This window comes from uncultured Castellaniella sp. (genome assembly GCF_937988725.1).
Classification (GTDB): Bacteria; Pseudomonadota; Gammaproteobacteria; order Burkholderiales; family Burkholderiaceae_B; genus Castellaniella.
In genome coordinates, this window is the sequence record NZ_CALKHS010000010.1 from 319632 (window position 1) to 340501 (window position 20870).

Here is a 20870-nt window from a genome sequence, read left to right on the forward strand (position 1 = left end):
CATGGCGCCGCGACGGGATCCGCGCGGCCGGACGGCCCCTTGGCCGTGCTATGCTGGAACGGTCTTGTCTTAACGGAGCATTTCATGGCAAAAGCCGTCAAAAAGACCTCTTCCCCCAAAGCCCAGACGACCCCTTCCGGTCTGCCGATCGACATCGGCATCTCCGACAAGGACCGCGCCGCCGTCGCGGCCGAACTCGCGCACACCCTGGCCGACACCTACACGCTGTACCTGATGACGCACAACTTCCACTGGAACGTGACGGGTCCCATGTTCAGCACCCTGCATCAGCTGTTCATGACGCAGTACACGGAAACCTGGCAGGCCCTGGACGCCGTCGCCGAGCGCATCCGCGCCCTGGGGCACTACGCGCCCGGCACCTACGCCGAATACGCCCGCCTCAGTTCCATCAAGGAACCCGCGTCGGTGCCCTCGGCGGAAGACATGCTGCGTCTGCTGGTCGCCGGCAACGAAGCCGTCGCCAAGACCGCTCGCAAGGCATTCAAGTGCGCCGACGCCGTCAACGATCAGCCGACCGCCGACCTCCTGACGCAGCGCCTGGACATTCACGAAAAGAACGCCTGGATGCTGCGCAGTCTGCTGGCCTGACGCGTTCATCCGGCCGATTCGTGCGCGCCGGCAGCGCTGCCGGCGTCAAGGTATCGGGAAAACCCCCGTATGTGGCATGATCCGCCCTGCGGGGGTTTCGTGTATTCTTTCTGGGTCTTTCACAGGAGGTTGTATGAACATTCGCTTGACGCCGATGGTCGCCGCTTTGGGGCTGGCTGCCGGCATGATGATGTCTACCGCGGCGAACGCTGACACAATCAAGATCGCCATCGCGGGGCCCTACACCGGGGCGCTGACGCAGTACGGCGATATGGTCAAAGAAGGCGTGGACACGGCAATCGAAACCATCAACGCCAATGGCGGCGTGCTGGGCAAGAAGCTCGAAGCCGTGGTGATGGACGACGCATGCGAACCCAAACAGGGTCCGGTCGTCGCCAACCGCGTCGTCAATGAAAAGATCCATTATGTGGTCGGGCACGTGTGCTCGGGCGCCACGATCGCGGCGGCTCCCGTCTACAACAACGAAGGCGTGGTGATGGTGTCCCCGTCCGCGACTTCGCCCGCCGTGACGGACGGCAAGAACTACGACATGATCTTCCGCACCATCGGCCGCGATGACCAGCAAGGTCCCGCCGCTGCCGAATTCATCGTGCAGAAGATCAAGCCCAAGGCCGTGGCCGTCCTCCACGACAAGCAATCGTACGGCCAGGGCATCGCCACGGCCGTGAAGAACGATCTGGAAAAAGCCGGCGTCAAGGTCGTCATGTTCGAAGGCATCAATGCCGGCGACAGCGATTATTCCGCCGTCATCACCAAGCTGAAATCGGCGGGCGCCGACTTCGTCTACTACGGCGGCTACCACCCCGAAATGGGCCTGCTGCTGCGCCAGGGCGCCGAACAAGGCCTGCAGGCCAAGTTCATGGGTCCGGAAGGCGTGGGCAACCCCGACATCAATGCCATCGCCGGCCCGGCCGTCGAAGGCATGCTGGTGACGCTGCCGGCCGACTTCACGACCGATCCCGCCAACGCATCCGTGGTCAAGGCCTTCAAGGACAAGAACCGCAATCCGGGCGGCGCCTTCCAGCTGACTGCGTATTCCGCGCTGGAATCCATCGCTGCCGGCCTCAAGGGCGTGGGCAAGGACGATCCGGTCAAGGTCGCCGCCTGGCTGCATGCCAACTCGGTCAAGACCCCGATCGGCAACATCGCCTGGAACAAGCAGGGCGACCTGAAGTCCTTCAAGTTCGACGTGTTCACCTGGCACGCGGACGGCTCGAAGACGGTCTTCAAGTAAGCCGGCCCGAGCGCATGGCAAACGGGATCCCGACAGGGATCCCGTTTTTCTTTTGGGGCGCGGCGTCCTAGCCGTCGATCCGCTGGCCGGTCCGCGCGTCGAACCAGTGGGCCGGATGCTGGCCGTCCGGACCCAGCGTGATGGCATCCCCATGGGTCAGGGGATGGTCGCGGGTTTCCGTCACGGCGCATCGCAGGATCACGGCCTGGTCTCCCCAGCGGGCATGGATCAGCTGTTCCGATCCCAGGATCTCGACGGTTTCCACCTGCGCCCGCAGTCCCGGGGCGTTCAGGCGCAGATGCTCGGGACGCAGGCCCAGGATGAGGGACGAGCCCCTGGCGGAGGCGGGAGCCTGCACCGGCAGCGCATGGCCCTCCGGCCCCAGGACATTGCCCTGGGCGTCCGCGTCGACCCGCAGCAGGTTCATGGGCGGCGAACCGATGAAGCTGGCGACGAAGGTCGTGGCCGGGCGCTCGAAGACCTCGGCGGGCGTGCCGATCTGTTCCGGAACGCCCTGGTTCATGACGATCATGCGATGCGCCAGCGTCATGGCTTCCACCTGATCGTGGGTCACGTACAGGCTGGTGGTCTTCAGCCGCTGGTGCAGTTTCTGGATTTCAAGCCGCATCTGCACGCGCAGCTTCGCGTCCAGGTTCGACAGCGGTTCGTCGAACAGGAACACGGAAGGCTCCCGCACGATGGCGCGACCCATGGCGACGCGCTGGCGCTGGCCGCCCGACAGCTGGCGGGGCCGGCGATCCAGCAGGTGGTCCAGTTCCAGGATGCGGGCTGCGTCCTCGACCCGGCGCCGGATCTCGGCCTTGTCCATGCGGCGGATCTTCAGGCCGTAGGCCATGTTGTCGAAGACGCTCATGTGGGGATAGAGCGCGTAATTCTGGAACACCATGGCGATGTTGCGCTCGGCCGGTTCCAGCGTATTCACGACCCGGTCGCCGATGGCGATGTCCCCGTCCGTGACGGATTCCAGGCCGGCGACCATGCGCATCAGGGTGGATTTGCCGCAGCCCGACGGACCGACGATGACCACGAATTCACCATCCTGGACTTCCATGTCGATGCCGTGGATGACCGCGACGCCGCCGGGATAGGTCTTGCGCACATTGCGAAAACTCAGGGTTGCCATGTAAACGTTTATCCTATTTTTCTGTGTCGACCAGGCCCTTGACGAACCACTTCTGCATCAGCACGACCACCGCCGCGGGCGGAATCATGGCCAGCAGGGCCGTCGCCATGACCAGGTTCCATTCGGTCACGCTGTCGCCGCCGGCGATCATGCGGCGGATGCCCACCACCACCGGATACATGTTTTCCTGGGTGGTGATGATCAGCGGCCAGAGGTACTGGTTCCAGCCGTAGATGAACTGGATGACGAACAGGGCGGCGATGCTGGTGCGCGACAAGGGGAAAAGAATGTCCTTGAAAAACCGCATGGGGCCGGCGCCGTCGATGCGGGCCGCCTCGACCAGTTCGTCGGGCACGGTCAGGAAGAACTGCCGGAACAGGAACGTGGCCGTGGCCGAGGCGATCAGCGGCAGGGTCAGGCCGGCGTAGCTGTTGAGCATGCCCAGGTTGGCCACCACGGCGTAGGTGGGGGCGATGCGCACTTCCACCGGCAGCATCAGGGTGACGAAGATCATCCAGAAGCACAGCATGCGCAGGGGGAAGCGGAAGTACACGACGGCGAAGGCCGACATCATGGAAATGATGATCTTGCCGATGGCGATGGCCAGCGCCATGAAGGTGCTGATCCACAGCATGCGGCCCACCGGCGGGGTGTTGACGGCATTGCCGGTCAGCACCGTCCAGTAGTTGCCGAGGAAATGCCCGCCCGGGATCAGGGACATGGGCGCCTGGGCGACTTCCTGGGCCGTCTGGGTCGAGGCGACGAAGGCCACGTAGAGCGGAAAGGCGATGACGACCACGCCCAGGATCAGCACGGCATGGGATACCAGGTCCAGCAGGGGACGACGTTCAACCATGATATTCGTCCTTGTCAGTAATTGACCTTGCGGTCCACGTAGCGGAACTGGATGGCGGTCAGGGCGATCACGATCAGCATCAGGATGACGGATTGCGCGGCCGAGGACCCCAGATCCAGGCCCTTGAAGCCCGCGTTGTAGACCTTGTAGACCAGGATGTCGGTCGCATGGCCGGGCCCGCCCTGGGTGACGATGTCGATCACCGCGAAGGTATCGAAGAAGGCATAGATGAAATTGATCACCAGCAGAAAGAAGCTGGTGGGAGACAGCAGGGGAAAGACGATGGACCAGAATCGGCGCGCCGGCCCGGCGCCGTCGATGGCGGCGGCTTCGATCAGGGACCGGGGGATGGACTGCAGCCCGGCCAGGAAGAACAGGAAGTTGTAGGACACCTGCTTCCAGATCGAGGCGAAGACGATCAGGGCCATGGCGTCCCCGCCATCCAGGCGGGGGTTCCAGTGCAGGCCCAGCTGCACCATGGCCACGGCCAGGATGCCGACGGAGGGCGAGAACAGGAACAGCCACAGCACCCCTGCCACGGCGGCCGCCACGGCGTAGGGCCAGATCAGCAGGGTTTTGTAGATCGCGGCGCCTCGCACCACCCGGTCGGCCATGACCGCCAGCAGCAGGGAAATGGCCAGGCCGCCCAGCGCCACCAGCGCGGAAAACCCGGCCGTCGTGCGAAACGAAGCCAGATAATCCGCGCTGGAAAACAGATCGGCGAAGTTGGCCAGGCCCACGAACTGCGAGGACAGGCCAAAGGGATCTTCCACGCGGAACGATTGCCACATGGCCTGCCCGGCCGGCCAGAAGAAAAACACCAGCGTGATGATGAGCTGGGGAGCCAGCAGCAGCCAGGGCAGGGTCCGATGGTGGAAGACGACGCGTTTCTCCATTGCTTACTTCACGCTCTTTTCAAAGCGTTCCAGCAGGGCGTTGCCTTCGGTGGTCATTTTCTTCAGACCGGCCTCCGGATCCATCTTGCCGGCGAAGATCTGTTCCATCGTGGCGTCTTCGATATCGCGGATCTGGGGCAGGTAGCCCAGACGGATGCCGCGCGAATTGGCCGTGGTATCTGCGTTGAGCTGCCGGACGGCGACTTCGGTGCCCGGGTTCTTGTCATAGAAACCGGATTTCTTGGTCAGCTCGTAGCCCGCCTTGGTCACCGGGACGTAGCCGGTGCCCTGGTGCCAGGCGGCCGCCTGTTCGGGGTTGGACAGGTATTTGAAGAACTTGACCACGCCCTTGTAGGTGGCGTCGGATTTGCCCGAGAACACCCACAGCGAAGCCCCGCCGATGATGGAGTTCTGAGGAGCGCCCTTGACGTCGGGGTAATAGGGCAGGGTGGAGGTCCCGAAGGCGAACTGGCCGTTCTTGATGATCGAGGCGCGCATGCCGCTGGAGCCGGTGTACATGCCGCATTTGCCCGACGTGAACAGAGCGTTGCCCGCGTCGCCGCGGCCGCCGTACGTGAATTCGCCCGCCTTGGCCATGCCGGCCAGGAAGGTCATGTGCTTCTTGAACAGCGGGCTGTCGAGCAGCAGGCGGGCATCCAGGCCGCCGAAACCGTTGTCCTTGGACGCGTAGGGCACGTTATGCCAGGCGGCGAAGTTCTCCAGCAGGATCCAGGACGGCCAGGCGCTGGAATAGCCGCATTCCATGCCGGCGGCGCGCAGCTTCTTGGCGGCGTCGGCGACTTCGGGCCAGGTCTTGGGAGGCGCGTCGGGGTTCAGGCCGGCTTTCTTGAAGGCGTCCTTGTTGTAATACAGGACCGGCGTAGAGCTGTTGAAGGGCATGGAGACCAGCTTGCCTTCCGGGGACGAGTAGTAGCTCGCGACGGCGCCCAGGAAGTCCTTGGGATTGATCGGGTCGCCGACCTTTTCGGAGAGTTCCTGCACCGGCTTGACGGCGCCCTTGGCGTACATCATCGTGGCGGTGCCGACTTCGAAGACCTGCAGGATGTCGGGCGCATTGCCCGCGCGGAACGCCGCGATGCCGGCGTTCATGGATTCGCCGTACGCGCCTTTGTAGACCGCATGCACCACGTAGTCGGACTGGCTGGCGTTGAAGGCCTTGGCGATCGAATTCACGCGCTCGCCCAGGGGGCCTTCCATGGAATGCCAGAAGGTGATGTCGGTGGCGGCCTGGGCGGCGCCGGCGCTGGCCAGCAAGGCGGCCAGCGCAGTCATGCGGAAAAGGGAAAATGCCATCAGAGTCTCCTGTGTATGCCTCCCCGAAGCCTGCCGGGGTGGCGGCGGGGGGATTGTAGGCAGGTATTGTGACCAGTTCATGTCAGCTTTGACAATCCCTGTTTGCCGCAATAAGCGCCGCCCGCGGGCCGCGGCCGCCGATCCGGCGGCGGGGTTCCGGCGCAAAGGGCGGGCCGGGCTTCGTGACATCGCGGGATTCTGTTTCCGGGGACATGATCGTACAATGTTCCGCTATGGAAAAAGGACTCTCACTTGCATTGATCGGCGGCGGCAACATGGCCAACGCCCTGGCCAGCGGCCTGATCGGCCGGCGTTGCGCGGCGGCCGACGTCCACGTCATCGACCCGGGCGACGACACCCGCGCGCGCTGGGAAGCCCTGGGCACGACGACGGCGCCGGCGCCGGACGCCAGGCTCTCCGGTTGCCGGGTCTGGTTCTTCGCCGTCAAGCCGCAGGTCATGGCCCAGGTCGTCCGGCAATGCCGGCCCTGGCTGCGGCCGGACACCCTGGTCATCAGCATCGCGGCCGGCATTCCCGGCTCGGCGATCGCCGGCTGGCTGGGCGCCGATGGGGCCCCCTATACGCGGGTGGTGCGCTGCATGCCCAATACCCCGGCCCTGATCGCCTGCGGCATGACCGGCATGGCGGCGCTGTCCGGCGTCGATGCCCAGGACCGCGCCCTGGCGGAGGAACTGCTGCGCGCGGTGGGCGACGTGCTGTGGGTGGCCGACGACGCCGCCATCGACGCGGTCACGGCCGTCTCGGGCAGCGGGCCGGCCTATGTGTTCCTGTTCCTCGAAGCCCTGATGGCCGCCGGCGTGGACCAGGGGCTCTCGCCCGAACAGGCGCGCCAGCTGGCGCTGGCGACTTTCCACGGGGCGACTCAGCTGGCCACGCTCTCGCCCGATTCCCCGGCCGTGCTGCGCGAACGGGTGACCTCCAAGGGCGGCACGACGGCGGCCGCGCTGGCCGTGTTCCAGCAGCGGGGGCAGACCGACATCCTGCGCGAAGCCGTCGCCGCGGCCGCCCGGCGGGCGGGCGAGCTGGCCCGCGAATTCTCGGACTGATCCGTCGCCGTCCCGCCGCCGGACGCGCGCGGTCGATGGGCGGTCCGTCACCCGGTGTCGATTACACCTGGTCATCAGGGATTAACCGTAGTGACACTTAGGGACCGAATCGTCAGAATACGCGTGCCGCTCAGGGCGGAAGCAAAAACCAAAGCTTGACGCTCCTGGCCCCAATGCCGCACCCGGCATTACAGCTGCCAGTGGCGCCTCTACCGGAGACATACCCAATGAAGTTCACGTTGCGCATCACCCCCGTCGTTCTGGCATTTGGCGCGCTGTCGCTGGCTGCTGGCGCTCATGCCGATACGCTGAAGATCGGCATCCCCCAGCCGATGACTGGCCCCAACACCCAGTATGGCGATCAGATCCAGGCTGGTGCGCTCACCGCCATCGATGCGCTCAACGCCGCGGGCGGTGTCAAGGGCATGAAGATCGAGCCCCTGCTGATCGATGACGGCTGCGAACCCAAGCAGGCGGTGCCGGCCGCCAACCGGGTGGTCAACTCCGGGGCGAAATTCGCCATCGCCCACGCCTGCTCCGGCACGACCGTGCCGGCCGTCAACGTCTACGAACAGGAAGGCATCGTCGCCATCACCCCGGGCGCCACCTCGCCGCTGGTGACGGACACGATCAAGCCGCACTTCTTCTTCCGCACCATCGGCCGCGACGACCAGCAAGGCCCGTTCGCCGCCGAATACATCGCCAAGGCGCTCAAGCCCAAGAAAGTCGCGATCCTGCACGACAAGCAGACCTACGGCTCGGGTGTCGCCACCCAGGTGCAGAAGACCTTGGAAAAGAACGGCGTGAACATCGCCATGTTCGAAGGCATCAACGTGGGCGACAGCGACTATTCCGCCGTCATCTCCAAATTGAAGGCCCTGGGCCCCGACCTGATCTACTTCGGCGGCTACCACCCCGAACTGGGCCTGCTGCTGCGCCAGGCGCGCGAACAGGGCCTGGATACCCAGTTCATGGGCCCCGAAGGCGTCGCCAACAAGGACCTGGCCGCCATCGCCGGCCCGGCCGTCGACAAGCTGCTGGTGACCCTGCCCGCCGACTTCACCAAGCGCAAGGGCAACGAGCAGATCCTGGAAAACTTCAAGAAGTACAAGCGCAGCCCCGACGGCGCCTTCACCATGACGGCGTATGCCGCCATGCAGGTGCTGGCCGACAGCATCACCGCCGTGGGCGACGACCCCGCCAAAGTGGCCGACTACATGCACAGCCACAGTTTTGACACCGGCATCGGCAAAGTCGATTACGATGCCAAGGGCGATCTGAAGCATTTTGAATTTGCCGTGTTCCGCTGGGACGCCAACGGCAATCTGACCCAGATCCAGCCGTAAAGGCTCGGCGCCCCGGCAGCAGCCGGGGCTGTTTTCCTGGCCGGGTCCCCGGGCCCGGCCGTCATCCTGCACATCCCCTGCCATTATGTCCGACTTGCTCCCCCTATTGACGCAACAGCTGTTCAACGGCTTGTCGCTGGGCGCGATCTACGCGCTGATTGCGATTGGCTACACCATGGTCTACGGCATCATCGGCATGATCAATTTCGCCCATGGCGAGATCTACATGATCGGTGCCTATGTCGGCCTGGTGACTCTCTCGGCCATCGGCGTCAACAGCGGCCTGCCGCTGCCCGTCATGATCCTGATCATGCTGATCATGGCCATCCTGGTGACCGCCGTGTACGGCTACGCGGTTGAAAAGATCGCCTACGCTCCCTTGCGCAACAGCCCCCGGCTGGTGCCCCTGATTTCCGCCATCGGGATGTCGATCTTCCTGCAGAACTGGGTGGCCACGGGGCAGGGCGCCCGCGACATGGCCGTCCCGGCCCTGATCAGCGGATCCGTCGACTTCACCATCGGCCTGAGCAACTTCACCGTGACGGCGCCGTATTCCCGCATCCTGATCATCGTCGTGACCGTGCTGATGATGCTGGGCCTGACGCTCTTCATCAAGTATTCGCGCACCGGCCAGGCCTCGCGGGCCTGCTCCCAGGACCTGCACATGGCCAATCTGCTGGGCATCGACACCAGCCGGATCATTTCCTACACCTTCATGATCGGCGCCATGATGGCGGCCGTGGGCGGGGTGCTGATCGCCCTGGCCATCGGCAAGCTGAACCCCTTCATCGGTTTCATCGCCGGCATCAAGGCCTTCACCGCCGCCGTGCTGGGCGGCATCGGCAGCATTCCCGGCGCCATGCTGGGCGGCGTCCTGCTGGGGCTGGCGGAAACCTTCGCCGCGGCCTTCATTTCCTCGCAGTACAAGGACATCGTGGCCTTCCTGCTGCTGGTCTTCATCCTGATGTTCCGTCCGACGGGGCTGTTGGGCAAACCCGAGGTGGAAAAGGTCTGATGATGCACAACCTCAAGAACTCGCTGATCGCCGCCGTCATGGCCGGCGTCATCATCGCGCCGGTCTATGGCCTGCAGATCCTGCGCCGCGGCCAGGAAACCTATCTGCAACCCGACTGGAAAATGATCATCGGCGGCATGCTGCTGGTCTTCCTGGTGCAGATGCTGCGCCCCCTGATCAAGCGCAGGAAGCCCGGCGGCAAGCCGCTGTTCACGCTGCCGACATTCTCCGACAAGGCGCGCCACAAAGCCATCATCGTGCTGGTGCTGTTCGCCGTGGTCTGGCCTTTCTTCACCGGCCGGGCCCAGGTGGACATCGCCACGCTGGTCCTGATCTACGTGATGCTGGGCCTGGGGCTGAACATCGTGGTCGGCTTCGCCGGCCTGCTGGACCTGGGTTTCGTGGGCTTCTACGCCACCGGCGCGTATACCTATGCGCTGCTGTACCATTGGGCGGGCTGGGGCTTCTGGGAAGCCCTGCCGTTCGCCGGCATGGTCTCGGCGATGTTCGGCTTCATCCTCGGGTTTCCGGTGCTGCGGCTGCGGGGCGATTATCTGGCCATCGTGACGCTGGGCTTCGGTGAAATCATCCGGCTGATGCTGATCAACCTGTACAGCTTCACCGGCGGCCCGGACGGCATTTCTGGCATTCCCAAGCCGTCCTTCTTCGGCTACCAGATGGTGCGCCGCTCCATGGACGGGTCGCCCACCTTCCACGAGCTGATGGGCTGGTCCTTCAACAGCCAGGACGTGGTCACGTACCTGTATCTGATGGCGCTGGTGCTGGTGCTGTTCACGCTGTATTTCACCAGCCGCCTGATCCGCATGCCGATCGGCCGCGCCTGGGAAGCCTTGCGCGAAGACGAGATCGCCTGCCGATCGCTGGGCCTGAATCCGCGCAACATCAAACTGTCCGCCTTCACCATGGGCGCGATGTTCGCGGGCTTCGGCGGAGCGTTCTTCGCCGCCCGCCAGGGCCTGGTCAATCCCGAATCCTTCACCTTCATCGAGTCGGCCCTGATCCTGGCGATCGTGGTGCTGGGCGGCATGGGCTCGCAGCTGGGGGTCATCCTGGCCGCCGTGCTGCTGACGGTCGTGCCCGAAATCGCCCGCGAATTCGCCGAATACCGCATGCTGATCTTCGGCCTGGTGATGGTGGTCATGATGGTGTGGCGCCCGCAGGGCCTGCTGCCGGTGAAACGTCCGCAAGTGGAATTGGAATCATGAGTGAATCTTTGCTGGAAGTCAGCGGACTGACCATGCGCTTCGGCGGCCTGCTGGCCGTCGACCAGGTGGCATTCGAAGTCCGCAAGAACGAAGTCTTTGCCATCATCGGCCCCAACGGCGCGGGCAAGACGACGGTGTTCAACTGCGTGGGGGGCTTCTACAAGCCCACCACCGGGACCATCACCATGGACGGCAAGCCCATCACGGGCCTGCCCAGCCACAAGGTCGCCCGCCACGGCCTGGTGCGCACGTTCCAGAACGTGCGCCTGTTCAAGAACCTGACGGTGCTGGAAAACCTGCTGGTGGCCCAGCACACCCTGATGCAGACCGGCCTGATCCAGGGCCTGCTGAAACTGCCGTCGTACCGGCATTCCGAAGCCGACGCGAAGAAACGCGCCGTCCAGTGGCTGGATTTCATGGACATCCGCCAGTATGCCAACCGGGAAGCCGGCAACCTGGCCTACGGGCACCAGCGGCGCCTGGAAATCGCCCGCTGCATGATCACCCAGCCGCGCCTGCTGATGCTGGACGAACCGGCCGCCGGCCTGAATCCCCAGGAAAAGCGCGACCTGTCGGCGCTGATCGACCAGCTGCGGCGCGAATATGGCGTCGCGGTGCTGCTGATCGAGCACGACATGAGCCTGATCATGGGGGTCTCGGACCGCATCCTGGTCATGGAACACGGCAAGCCCATCACCACGGGCCTGCCTCAGGAGGTCCGCACGGATCCCCGCGTCATCAAAGCTTATCTGGGGGAATGACCGTGCTCAAACTTGAAAACGTCAGCACGTTTTACGGCGCCATCCAGGCGCTGGACAATGTCTCCGTCGAAGTCAACCAAGGCGAGATCGTCACCCTGATCGGCGCCAACGGCGCGGGCAAGACCACCTTGCTGATGACGGTCTGCGGCAATCCCCGGGCCCGGTCGGGGCGCATCAGCTTCCTGGGCGACGACATCACCGAACAGCCCACGCACACCATCATGCAGCGCGGCATCGCCATTTCTCCGGAAGGCCGCCGCGTGTTCCCCGACCTGACGGTCGCGGAGAACCTGAACATGGGGGCCTTCTTCCTGGACAAAGCCCAGACCGAAGAAAGCATGGATCACGTCTTCGACCTGTTCCCGCGCCTGAAGGAACGCGCCAACCAGCGGGCCGGCACCATGTCCGGCGGCGAACAGCAGATGCTGGCCATCGGCCGGGCGCTGATGACGCGTCCGAAGCTGCTGCTGCTGGACGAGCCCACGCTGGGCCTGGCGCCGCTGATCATCGCGCAGATCTTCGACATCATCCGCACGATCCGGGAAGAGGGCGTCACTGTGTTCCTGGTCGAGCAGAACGCCAACAAGGCGCTGCAGGTGGCCGATCGAGGCTACGTGCTGGAAACCGGCAAGGTCGTGCTGGCCGACACCGGCGAAAACCTGCTCAGCAACGACGAGGTCCGCAAGGCATACCTGGGGGCCTGACCGCCGTTCGGGTCAGGATGGAAAATCGCCCGGCCTTTGGCCGGGCGGTTTCTTTCAGATCAGCCCTTGAGCCTTCAGCGCCGCCTGGACGCCGGGATCGGCCTGCATGCGCTGCTGGAACTTGCGCAGTTCCTCCATGCCGGGCAGGGTGATCTGCTTGGCGTCGGCCCACATCAGCAGCACGAACAGGTAGGGGTCGGCGATCGAGCGTTCGCCGGTCAGCCAGTCGCGGCCCTTCAGGCGATCGTTGACGATGGCGAACAGGCTTTTCAGCTTCTCGCCGGCCTTGGCGGCCAGGACCTTGGCAAAGGATTCATCGCCGCCGCTGAAGTAGGGTGCGCTGAACACCATGTTGAAGGTGCGATGCAGGTCGGAATTGCACAGGCCGAGCCAGCGGCGGGTTTCCGCGCGGGCGCGGGGCGTGTCGCCCAGCAGCTTGGCCTCGGGATGCAGTTCGGCCAGATAGTCCAGGATGGCGGCGCTTTGCGTCAGCACGAAGTCGCCATCCACCAGGGTCGGCACGGCTCCCGCGGGATTCAGCTTCAGGTAGGCGGGCTCCTTGGTCTGCTCGCGAGTCAGGCGCTCGGTCTCGTAGGGCTTGCCGATCCATTCCAGAACGATATGCGTCGCCAGCGGGCAGGCGCCCGGAAAATAATAGAGTTTCATAAAGCTTCCGACCAAAAAAAGGGGTTCAGGATGTCAGGGCTGTTATACCACCGCGGCCCCGGCTCAGGGCGTCCGCTTAGAGTAGACTAGGGTTCTCTGAATACGGAACACTCATTCAAAGGCCCCCCATGGACCCTCTGCGCATCGTCTTCCTGGATCGAGATACCCTGCCGGCCTCCATCGACATCCCGGCGCCGGCGGTGCCGCACGAATGGGTGGCCCATGCGCGGACCCGTCCGGACCAGGTGGCGGAGCGTATCCTGGATGCGGACATCATCATCACCAACAAAGTCGCCCTGACCGCGGACGTGCTGCAGCAGGCGCCGCGCCTGCGCATGGTGGCCCTGGCCGCCACCGGCACGGACAACGTCGATCTGGACGCCTGCAACCAGCGCCGCATCATCGTGTCCAACGTGCGCGACTACGCCGTTCACACCGTGCCCGAACACACCTTCGCCCTGATGCTGGCCCTGCGGCGCAACCTGCTGGCCTATCGCCAGTCGGTGGCCGACGGGCGCTGGCACGAAAGCGGCCAGTTCTGCTATTTCGATTTTCCCGTGCGCGACCTCGCGGGGTCCACCCTGGGCATCATCGGACGCGGTGCCCTGGGCGAAGCCGTCGCCGAAATCGCCCGGGCGTTCGACATGCGCGTGCAGTTCGCCGCCCGCAGGGACGCCGGATCGCCCGTCGAGGACTACACCTCGTTCACCCACGTGCTGCGCACCAGCGACGTGATCAGCCTGCATTGTCCGCTCAACGACCAGACCCGCGGCATGATCGGCGCCGCCGAATTCGCCCTGATGGACCGCAAGCCCCTGCTGATCAACACGGCCCGGGGCGGCCTGGTCGACGAACAGGCGCTGGAACACGCGCTGCAGACCGGCCAGATCAGCGGCGCGGGGTTCGACGTCGCCACGCGGGAACCGCCTCCGCCCGATCATCCGATCCTGCGGCTGCTGCGCTTTCCCAACTTCATCCTGACGCCGCACGTGGCATGGGCCAGCGAAGAAGCCATCCGCGCCATGGCCCACCAGGTGCGCGACAACATCGAAGCCTTCTGCCGCGACGCGCCGCGCAACGTCGTGGCCGGCTTCCATGGCTGAACACCTCATCGGGGGCGGGCGCGCCGGCGTCCGCCTCGCTTGCCTCTAGGATTGGATCGAAACCCATGTCTTTGCCTTTACGATTGGCCATCAACGGTTATGGCCGCATCGGACGCTGCGTGCTGCGGGCCTGGATGGAATCCGGCGATCCGGACGCGATCCAGATCGTCGCCATCAACGAACCCGCCGATCTCGAGTCCATGGCCTACCTGACCCGCTTCGATTCCACCCACGGCGTGTTTCCGGGCGAGGTGCGGACCCTCGACGGCGGCCTGAGGATACAGGGGCGCGACATTCCGGTCTTCCACACCCGCGAACCCGCCGGCGCGCCCTGGGGGGAACTGGGCCTGGACCTGCTGCTGGAGTGTTCCGGCATCTATGGCACCCGCGCAAGCCTGCAGGGCTTCCTGGACTCGGGCTGCCCGCGCGTGCTGGTGTCCAATCCCGGGCAGAGCGCCGCCGACGTGGAAGCCACCATCGTCCACGGCATCAATGACGCCGATCTGCGCGCCGACCAGCGCATCGTCTCGGCGGCATCCTGCACGACCAACGCCATCGTGCCGGTGCTGGATCTGCTGGACCGCCGCCTGGGCGTGAAGAGCGCCTTCCTGACCACGCTGCATTCCGTCATGAACGACCAGCCCATGATCGACGGCTACCACCATTCCGATCTGCGGCGCACGCGTTCCGCCATGCAGTCCATCGTGCCGGTGACGACGGGCCTGGCCCAGGGCGTGGAACGCCTGTTGCCGCAGCTGGCCGGCTGCATCCAGGCCAAGGCCGTCCGGGTGCCGATCCTGAACGTCTCGGCCATCGACCTGACCGTCAACCTGGCGCAGGCGACCTCGGTCGACGCCCTGAACGACTTGCTGGCGCAGGCCGCCCAGGCCTGCCCGCATCTTCTGGCCTGCACCCGCCAGCCGCATGCCTCCGTCGACTTCAACCACGACGCGCATTCCGCGATCCTGGACCTGGGGCAGACGCGGGTGAACAACGGGCATTTTGCCAATCTGCTGGTCTGGTTCGACAATGAATGGGGCTTTGCCAACCGCATGCTGGACATCGCCCGGATCTGGGCGGACCTCTTCAGACCGGCGCACTAAATTTTTCCATCGAAACGATAAGGAGCTCGACATCATGGCTGACAGCCGCACCGAAACCGATTCCATGGGGGCGATCGAAGTCCCCGCTGCGCATTACTGGGGCGCCCAGACGCAGCGGTCCATCCAGAATTTCCCGATCGGCGTGGATCGCTTCCGCTGGCAGGCCCCCATCATCCACGCGCTGGGCGTGCTCAAGAAGGCGGCGGCCCAGGCCAACGCCGAACTGGGCGAGCTGCCGGCCGACATCGGCAACCTGATCGTGCGGGCCGCCGACGAAGTCATCGAAGGCAAGCTGAACGCGGAATTCCCGCTGGTCGTCTTCCAGACCGGCTCGGGCACGCAGTCCAACATGAACGCCAATGAAGTCATCGCCAACCGCGCGATCGAACTGGCGGGCGGCGTCGTCGGCAGCAAGGCCCCGGTGCATCCCAACGACCACGTCAATCGCGGCCAGTCGTCCAACGACACGTTCCCGACCGCCATGCACATCGCGGTGGCCACCGAACTGGCCCGGCATTTCTTCCCGGCGGTCGGCCGGCTGCGCGCCACGCTGGACGCCAAGGCCAAGGCCTACCAGAACATCGTCAAGACCGGCCGCACTCACCTGCAGGACGCCACGCCCATCACGCTGGGGCAGGAGATCAGCGCCTGGGTGGCCCAGCTGGACTTCGCGCTGGATGCCGTCCAGGCGGCGCTGCCGGGCGTGTACGACCTGGCCATCGGCGGCACGGCCGTCGGCACCGGCCTGAACGCCCATCCGCGCTTCGGCGAACTGGCCGCCGCCCGCATCTCCGACATCACCGGACTGCCGTTTCGCAGCGCCGCCAACAAATTCTTCGCCCTGTCGGCCCATGACGCCCTGGTCAGCCTGTCGGCGGCTCTGCGCACGCTGGCCGGCGCCCTGATGAAGATCGCCAACGACGTGCGCTGGCTGGCCAGCGGTCCGCGCTGCGGCATCGGCGAACTGGTCATCCCGGAAAACGAACCCGGTTCCTCCATCATGCCGGGCAAGGTCAACCCGACCCAATGCGAAGCCATGACCATGGTCTGCGTCCAGGTGTACGGCAACGACGCCGCGGTGGCCTTCGCCGGGTCCCAGGGCAACTTCCAGCTGAACGTCTACAAGCCCGTCATGGTGCACAACGTGCTGGAAAGCATCGGGCTGCTGGCCGACGCCTGCCTGTCCTTCGACGAGCACTGCGCCGTCGGGATCGAGCCCAACACGGACCGCATCGAACAGAACCTGGAAAAGAACCTGATGCTGGTCACCGCCCTGAATCGCCACATCGGCTACGACAAGGCGGCCGCCATCGCCAAGAAGGCCCACAAAGAGCACAGCACCTTGCGTCAGGCCGCGCTGGCGCTGGGCTTCCTGACGGATGCGCAGTACGATGAATGGATCGTCCCCCTGGATATGACCCATCCCAGCAAAGGCTGAACCATGACCACCCCTGTGCAGATCAAGCGCGCCTATGAATCGCCGGCCGACAGCGACGGCCTGCGGGTGCTGGTGGACCGCTTGTGGCCCAGGGGCCTGTCCAAGGCTTCGTTCAAGCACGATCTCTGGTGCAAGGACCTGGCGCCCAGCGCCGATCTGCGCACCTGGTTCGGGCACAAGCCCGAACGCTGGGAACAGTTCCGCCGCGACTACACGGCGGAACTGCGGGCCGACGCGGCCCAGGGCCTGATGGACGAGATCCTGTCGACGGCCGGGGGCCGCAGGATCACGCTGTTGTACGGCGCCCGGGATACCGAACACAATCAGGCGGTCGTGCTGGCGCAGGTGCTGGCGGACCGCGCCCGGCGCCACTAGGGGCGGCGCGACCGCCCCCAATCATCGACTGTCCGCCGTCGGGGCGGGCAGGGCAGGAGAACGCATGCTGCTGGTCTATTTCGGGGCGCAATCGGCCTGGGCGCTGGGCTTGCTGGGCCTGGTGCTGCTGCTGGCCGTGTTCATCGCCATCCAGGCCCATCGCAGCCGCGCGCAAGGCGGCAATGAAGAGCTGCCCGGCATGCTGGGCGAAGTCACCGAGCCGTCCGACGCGCGGGGAAAATCCTGGGCGCTGGTGCGGGGCGAAGTCTGGCAGGTGCAGTGCAAAGTCCCGCTGCGCCCGGGACAGACCGTCAGGGTCGTGCGGGCCCGGGGGCTGACGCTGCAGGTGGAACTGGTGGCGGACAGTGATGTTTCCTTAGGAGAATCCACATGATGTTTCTGGATCTGGGCTCGAGCGTCAGCCTGCTGGTGCTGATTTTTCTGGTGCTGGTGCTGTTCAAGCTCTTTCACATCCTGCGCGAATACGAGCGGGCCGTCATCTTCACGCTGGGGCGCTACACGGGCGCGAAAGGGCCCGGCCTGATCATCGTCATTCCGTTCCTGCAGCAGGTCGTGCGGGTGGACATGCGCGTGATCACCATGGACATTCCGCCCCAGGACGTGATTTCCCGCGACAACGTCTCGGTGCAGGTCAATGCCGTGGTGTATTTCCGGGTGGTCGATCCCGGCAAGGCCATCATCCAGGTGGAACACTTCCTGGAAGCCACCAGCCAGCTGGCGCAGACCACGCTGCGGGCCGTCCTGGGCAAGCACGAACTCGACGAGATGCTGTCCGAGCGCGAGAAACTGAATCTGGACGTGCAGACGATCCTGGACACCCAGACCGACGGCTGGGGCATCAAGGTCACCAACGTCGAAATCAAGCACATCGACCTGAACGAAACCATGGTCCGCGCTATGGCGCGCCAGGCCGAGGCCGAACGCGACCGGCGGGCCAAGGTCATCCATGCGGAAGGCGAACGCCAGGCCGCGCAGGCCCTGTCCGAGGCGGCCCACACCCTGGCCCGGGAACCGTCCGCCATGCAGCTGCGCTATCTGGAAACCCTGACCCAGGTGGCGGGCGACAAGTCGTCCACGCTGGTGTTCCCGATTCCCATCGATCTGCTGGCCGGTTTCATTGGCCAGACGCGTCCGACTCCGCCAGCAACTGGCCGATCACCGCGCCCGCCCGAAGATCGTCCAGCTGGCCAAAATGATGCAGGCGGATCCGACCCTGTTCGTCCAGAATGAACAGCGTCGGGGTCCCTTGCATGTGCCAGGCCTGCATGGTCAGCGGAATGGGGTTGCCCCGGGGATCGGGGCGATCGATGCCCACCGGGAAATGAATGCGGTATTCGTGCAGAAAGGCCCGCAGCGCGATTTCGCCCATGGCGGCGTGATGCTCGAAGACCGTGTGCAGCCCGATGACCTGCACCCGGCCCGGCGGGAAAGCCTGGCGGATGGATTTGGCCTGGGGGATGCCGTGCGACACGCAGCCCGGGCACAGCATCTGAAAGGCGTGCACGACCACGACTGAACCGCGCAGGTCCTCCAGCGACAGCGGGGCGTCTGTATTCAGCCAGCTTGCCACATCCCAGTCGGGGGCCGCTTCACCCGTGATCATCGCCGTTTCCTTCACGTATGCCAGCCTTCATCATAGGCCGCCCATGAGGGCGAGGGAAGACCTACAATGCGTGGCGGTATTCCGGCATCGCACCGCAAGCCATGGTGTAATGAAGCCACAAGCCCCGAAGGGGTTTGTCCGCCGGCCGGGCGCAGCCGCGCCACCCGGCGGGATAGGATCCCGATCTCTCTTTTCCGCATACTGGAGACTTACTCATGAAACTGTCTGCACTGGCTCTGTGCATTCCCCTGCTGGCCCTGGGTCAGACTGCCCAGGCCGCTCCGGATTTCGCCCAGGTCAACGACATTCTCACGAAGAACGCCTGTCTGGCATGCCATGCCGTCGACAAAAAAGTCATCGGACCGGCCTACGACGAAGTCGCCGCCAAGCACAAAGGCCAGGCGGATGCCGCCGCCATCCTGACCAAGCACATCAAGGAAGGCAGTTCCGGCAACTACGGCCCGATCCCGATGCCGCCCAACGTCGGCATTTCCGACGCGGACATCAAGACCGTGGTCGAATGGCTGGTCGCCGGCGCGCCCCGCTGATCGACGGCTCGTCCCGAACCCTGCGCGCGGCTCCGGGCCGCCGCAGGGTTTTTTGCTTGGACTCCTGAACTTTCCCTTCATCAGAACGCATCAACTCAGCCGCCGCCGGCTCCATGCCGGCGGCGATGGCACCGGAGCACATGGGTGAATCCACATTACGATGTACTGATCATCGGCAGCGGCCTGGCGGGCCTGACCGTCGCCCTGCACCTGGCGGCCGACAAGAAAGTGGCCGTCCTGTCGAAAAAAGCCCTGCTGGACGGCGCCAGCAACTGGGCGCAGGGCGGCATCGCCGCCGTGCTGGATTCCCAGGACAGCCATGACAAGCACATGGCCGACACCCAGGTGGCCGGCGCGGGCCTGTGCGACGCGCAGGCGACGCGGCACATCGTCGAACAGGGGCCTTCCGCGATCGACTGGCTCATCAAGCTGGGCGTGCCCTTCACGCCCGACCAGGGCGCCGAGCTGGGTTTTCATCTGACCCGCGAGGGCGGCCACAGCCAGCGACGCATCATCCACGCCGCCGACGAGACGGGCCACCTGGTGCAGCTGACGCTGGAACAGCAGGTGCGGGCGCACCGCAACATCACGCTGCTGGAATATCACTCGGGGGTGGAACTCATCACCAGCCGCATCCTCGAACCCCATGCTTCGGCCATGCCCGACGCGCCCGCCCGCTGCCTGGGCGCCTACGTCTACGACGAGCGCGGCGATCGGGTGCGCACGATCCTGGCCGGGCAGGTGGTGCTGGCCACGGGGGGCGCCGGCAAGGTCTACCTGCACACCAGCAATCCCGACACGTCCACGGGCGACGGCATCGCCATGGCCTGGCGCGCGGGCTGCCGCGTGGCCAACATGGAATTCATGCAGTTCCATCCGACCTGCATGTACCATCCCCAGGCCAAATCCTTCCTGATTTCCGAAGCGGTGCGCGGCGAGGGCGGCGTCCTGCGCCTGCCGGCCGCCGCGGGCGCCCAGGCGGGCGAACGCTTCATGCGGTGGCACGACGAACGCCTGGAACTGGCTCCGCGCGACGTCGTCGCGCGCGCCATCGATTTCGAGATCAAGAAACGCGGCCTGACCCACGTCGAACTGGACATCAGCCACCGGCCGCCCGAATTCATCCGCGAGCACTTCCCGACGATCCACGCCCGCTGCCTGGAATTCGGCATCGACATGACCCGCGAACCGATCCCGGTCGTGCCGGCCATGCACTTCACCTGCGGCGGGGTGGTGATCGACCTGAACGGCCGCACCGACATCCCCGGCCTGTACGCGGTCGGCGAAACCGCCTATACCGGTCTGCATGGCGCCAATCGCCTGGCCAGCAATTCGCTGCTGGAATGCCTGGTGATCGGCCGCAACGCCGCCCACGACATCGACGATCAGCCCGCGCCGGCCCCGACGGCGGAACCCGTTCCCGACTGGGACGACAGCCGGGCCCGCGACGGCGCGGAAGCCGTGCTGGTCACGCACGCCTGGGACGAGGTCCGGCGCCTCATGTCCAACTACGTCGGCATCGTGCGCACGCAAAAGCGCCTGGACCGCGCCCGCCAGCGCATCAGCCTGCTGGAGCAGGAAATCGAGGCCTATTACCAGGAATATCGCGTCACCAGCGACCTGCTGGAATGCCGCAACCTGATCCAGGTCGCGGCCCTGGTCGTGGCCGCCGCCCTGTCGCGCAAGGAAAGCCGGGGCCTGCACTACTGCCAGGACTTCCCCTGGACGCTGCCGCGCGCGCTGCCCACCGTCATGACGCCGGAAACGGGGTTCCGCTGAAAACGCCAAGGCCCGCCGTCATGGGCAGGCTTTGGCGCTCG

Annotated in this window: 22 protein-coding genes; 16 read left to right on the forward strand and 6 right to left on the reverse strand. The window is 65.3% G+C overall.

The genetic code is table 11. From position 1 onward, the window contains the following. The first annotated feature begins 84 nt into the window (after positions 1–84). Positions 85–609 carry a Dps family protein gene (locus Q0263_RS11910; protein ID WP_298016237.1) on the forward strand — a complete coding sequence of 175 codons (525 nt, stop codon included), beginning with the start codon at positions 85–87 and terminating at the stop codon, positions 607–609. Positions 610–742: 133 nt separating this feature from the next. After that, positions 743–1864: a branched-chain amino acid ABC transporter substrate-binding protein gene (locus Q0263_RS11915; protein ID WP_298016239.1), complete on the forward strand. Its 1122-nt coding sequence runs from the start codon at positions 743–745 to the stop codon at positions 1862–1864. A gap of 67 nt (positions 1865–1931) precedes the next feature. Here Q0263_RS11915 and Q0263_RS11920 read toward each other — a convergent pair whose 3' ends face one another. From Q0263_RS11920 to ugpB, 4 genes are read right to left on the reverse strand one after another with little or no spacing between them, the layout of a single operon-like run. Continuing rightward, positions 1932–3008 carry a sn-glycerol-3-phosphate import ATP-binding protein UgpC gene (locus tag Q0263_RS11920; protein ID WP_298016241.1) on the reverse strand — a complete coding sequence of 359 codons (1077 nt, stop codon included), beginning with the start codon at positions 3006–3008 and terminating at the stop codon, positions 1932–1934. 13 nt (positions 3009–3021) lie between these two features. After that, positions 3022–3864: a sn-glycerol-3-phosphate ABC transporter permease UgpE gene (gene ugpE, locus Q0263_RS11925; RefSeq protein WP_298016243.1), complete on the reverse strand. Its 843-nt coding sequence runs from the start codon at positions 3862–3864 to the stop codon at positions 3022–3024. 14 nt (positions 3865–3878) lie between these two features. Then, positions 3879–4760, reverse strand: a complete 882-nt coding sequence (gene ugpA / locus Q0263_RS11930; RefSeq protein WP_298016245.1) for a sn-glycerol-3-phosphate ABC transporter permease UgpA — start codon at positions 4758–4760, stop codon at positions 3879–3881. 3 nt (positions 4761–4763) lie between these two features. Continuing rightward, positions 4764–6074 carry a sn-glycerol-3-phosphate ABC transporter substrate-binding protein UgpB gene (gene ugpB, locus Q0263_RS11935; protein ID WP_298016247.1) on the reverse strand — a complete coding sequence of 437 codons (1311 nt, stop codon included), beginning with the start codon at positions 6072–6074 and terminating at the stop codon, positions 4764–4766. Positions 6075–6307: 233 nt separating this feature from the next. On the opposite strand from ugpB, the gene proC reads away from it, so the two are divergent. The 6 genes from proC (at position 6308) to Q0263_RS11965 (ending at position 12193) form a co-directional block, all read left to right on the forward strand. Further along, the gene (gene proC, locus Q0263_RS11940) at positions 6308–7141 is read left to right on the forward strand and encodes a pyrroline-5-carboxylate reductase (protein ID WP_298016249.1); all 834 of its coding nucleotides are present in this window, start codon (positions 6308–6310) and stop codon (positions 7139–7141) included. Between the two features lie 227 nt (positions 7142–7368). Further along, positions 7369–8487: a high-affinity branched-chain amino acid ABC transporter substrate-binding protein gene (locus Q0263_RS11945; RefSeq protein WP_298016251.1), complete on the forward strand. Its 1119-nt coding sequence runs from the start codon at positions 7369–7371 to the stop codon at positions 8485–8487. An 85-nt stretch (positions 8488–8572) separates the two neighbouring features. Beyond that, positions 8573–9502: a branched-chain amino acid ABC transporter permease LivH gene (locus tag Q0263_RS11950; RefSeq protein WP_298016253.1), complete on the forward strand. Its 930-nt coding sequence runs from the start codon at positions 8573–8575 to the stop codon at positions 9500–9502. Further along, positions 9502–10728: a high-affinity branched-chain amino acid ABC transporter permease LivM gene (locus Q0263_RS11955; protein ID WP_298016255.1), complete on the forward strand. Its 1227-nt coding sequence runs from the start codon at positions 9502–9504 to the stop codon at positions 10726–10728. The genes Q0263_RS11950 and Q0263_RS11955 overlap by 1 nt, the downstream gene beginning before the upstream one ends. Then, positions 10725–11489, forward strand: coding sequence for a high-affinity branched-chain amino acid ABC transporter ATP-binding protein LivG (gene livG, locus Q0263_RS11960; protein ID WP_298016257.1), 765 nt, complete (start codon positions 10725–10727; stop codon positions 11487–11489). Before Q0263_RS11955 ends, livG begins: the two co-directional genes overlap by 4 nt. A 2-nt stretch (positions 11490–11491) precedes the next feature. Then, the gene (locus tag Q0263_RS11965; protein WP_298016259.1) at positions 11492–12193 is read left to right on the forward strand and encodes an ABC transporter ATP-binding protein; all 702 of its coding nucleotides are present in this window, start codon (positions 11492–11494) and stop codon (positions 12191–12193) included. Positions 12194–12247: 54 nt separating this feature from the next. Here the strand turns inward: Q0263_RS11965 and Q0263_RS11970 are convergent, their stop codons facing one another. After that, a complete protein-coding gene (locus Q0263_RS11970; RefSeq protein ID WP_298016260.1) occupies positions 12248–12859 on the reverse strand; it encodes a glutathione S-transferase N-terminal domain-containing protein in 612 nt (203 codons plus the stop codon). Between the two features lie 128 nt (positions 12860–12987). Here Q0263_RS11970 and Q0263_RS11975 point away from each other — a divergent pair, with 128 nt between their 5' ends. From Q0263_RS11975 to Q0263_RS12000, 6 genes are all read left to right on the forward strand, one after another. After that, positions 12988–13962 (forward strand): D-2-hydroxyacid dehydrogenase, encoded by a 975-nt coding sequence (locus Q0263_RS11975; RefSeq protein WP_298016262.1) that lies wholly within the window; start codon positions 12988–12990, stop codon positions 13960–13962. 65 nt (positions 13963–14027) lie between these two features. Then, positions 14028–15065: a glyceraldehyde 3-phosphate dehydrogenase NAD-binding domain-containing protein gene (locus Q0263_RS11980; protein ID WP_298016264.1), complete on the forward strand. Its 1038-nt coding sequence runs from the start codon at positions 14028–14030 to the stop codon at positions 15063–15065. Between the two features lie 34 nt (positions 15066–15099). Beyond that, positions 15100–16503, forward strand: a complete 1404-nt coding sequence (gene fumC, locus Q0263_RS11985; RefSeq protein WP_298016266.1) for a class II fumarate hydratase — start codon at positions 15100–15102, stop codon at positions 16501–16503. A gap of 3 nt (positions 16504–16506) precedes the next feature. Further along, positions 16507–16878, forward strand: a complete 372-nt coding sequence (locus Q0263_RS11990; RefSeq protein ID WP_298016268.1) for a DUF488 family protein — start codon at positions 16507–16509, stop codon at positions 16876–16878. Between the two features lie 64 nt (positions 16879–16942). Next, the gene (locus tag Q0263_RS11995; protein WP_298016270.1) at positions 16943–17272 is read left to right on the forward strand and encodes an NfeD family protein; all 330 of its coding nucleotides are present in this window, start codon (positions 16943–16945) and stop codon (positions 17270–17272) included. Further along, a complete protein-coding gene (locus tag Q0263_RS12000; RefSeq protein WP_298019051.1) occupies positions 17272–18129 on the forward strand; it encodes a slipin family protein in 858 nt (285 codons plus the stop codon). The genes Q0263_RS11995 and Q0263_RS12000 overlap by 1 nt, the downstream gene beginning before the upstream one ends. Here Q0263_RS12000 and Q0263_RS12005 read toward each other — a convergent pair. After that, on the reverse strand, positions 18014–18502 hold the full coding sequence (locus Q0263_RS12005; RefSeq protein ID WP_298016272.1) for a redoxin domain-containing protein: 489 nt from the start codon (positions 18500–18502) through the stop codon (positions 18014–18016). The two genes, Q0263_RS12000 and Q0263_RS12005, sit on opposite strands and share 116 nt — an antisense overlap. A gap of 215 nt (positions 18503–18717) precedes the next feature. Between Q0263_RS12005 and Q0263_RS12010 the strand changes: the two genes are divergently transcribed. Together Q0263_RS12010 and nadB are read left to right on the forward strand one after the other, a co-directional pair. After that, the gene (locus Q0263_RS12010) at positions 18718–19050 is read left to right on the forward strand and encodes a c-type cytochrome (RefSeq protein ID WP_298016274.1); all 333 of its coding nucleotides are present in this window, start codon (positions 18718–18720) and stop codon (positions 19048–19050) included. A 144-nt stretch (positions 19051–19194) separates the two neighbouring features. Beyond that, positions 19195–20829 (forward strand): L-aspartate oxidase, encoded by a 1635-nt coding sequence (nadB, locus tag Q0263_RS12015; RefSeq protein WP_298016276.1) that lies wholly within the window; start codon positions 19195–19197, stop codon positions 20827–20829. Positions 20830–20870: the final 41 nt, after the last annotated feature.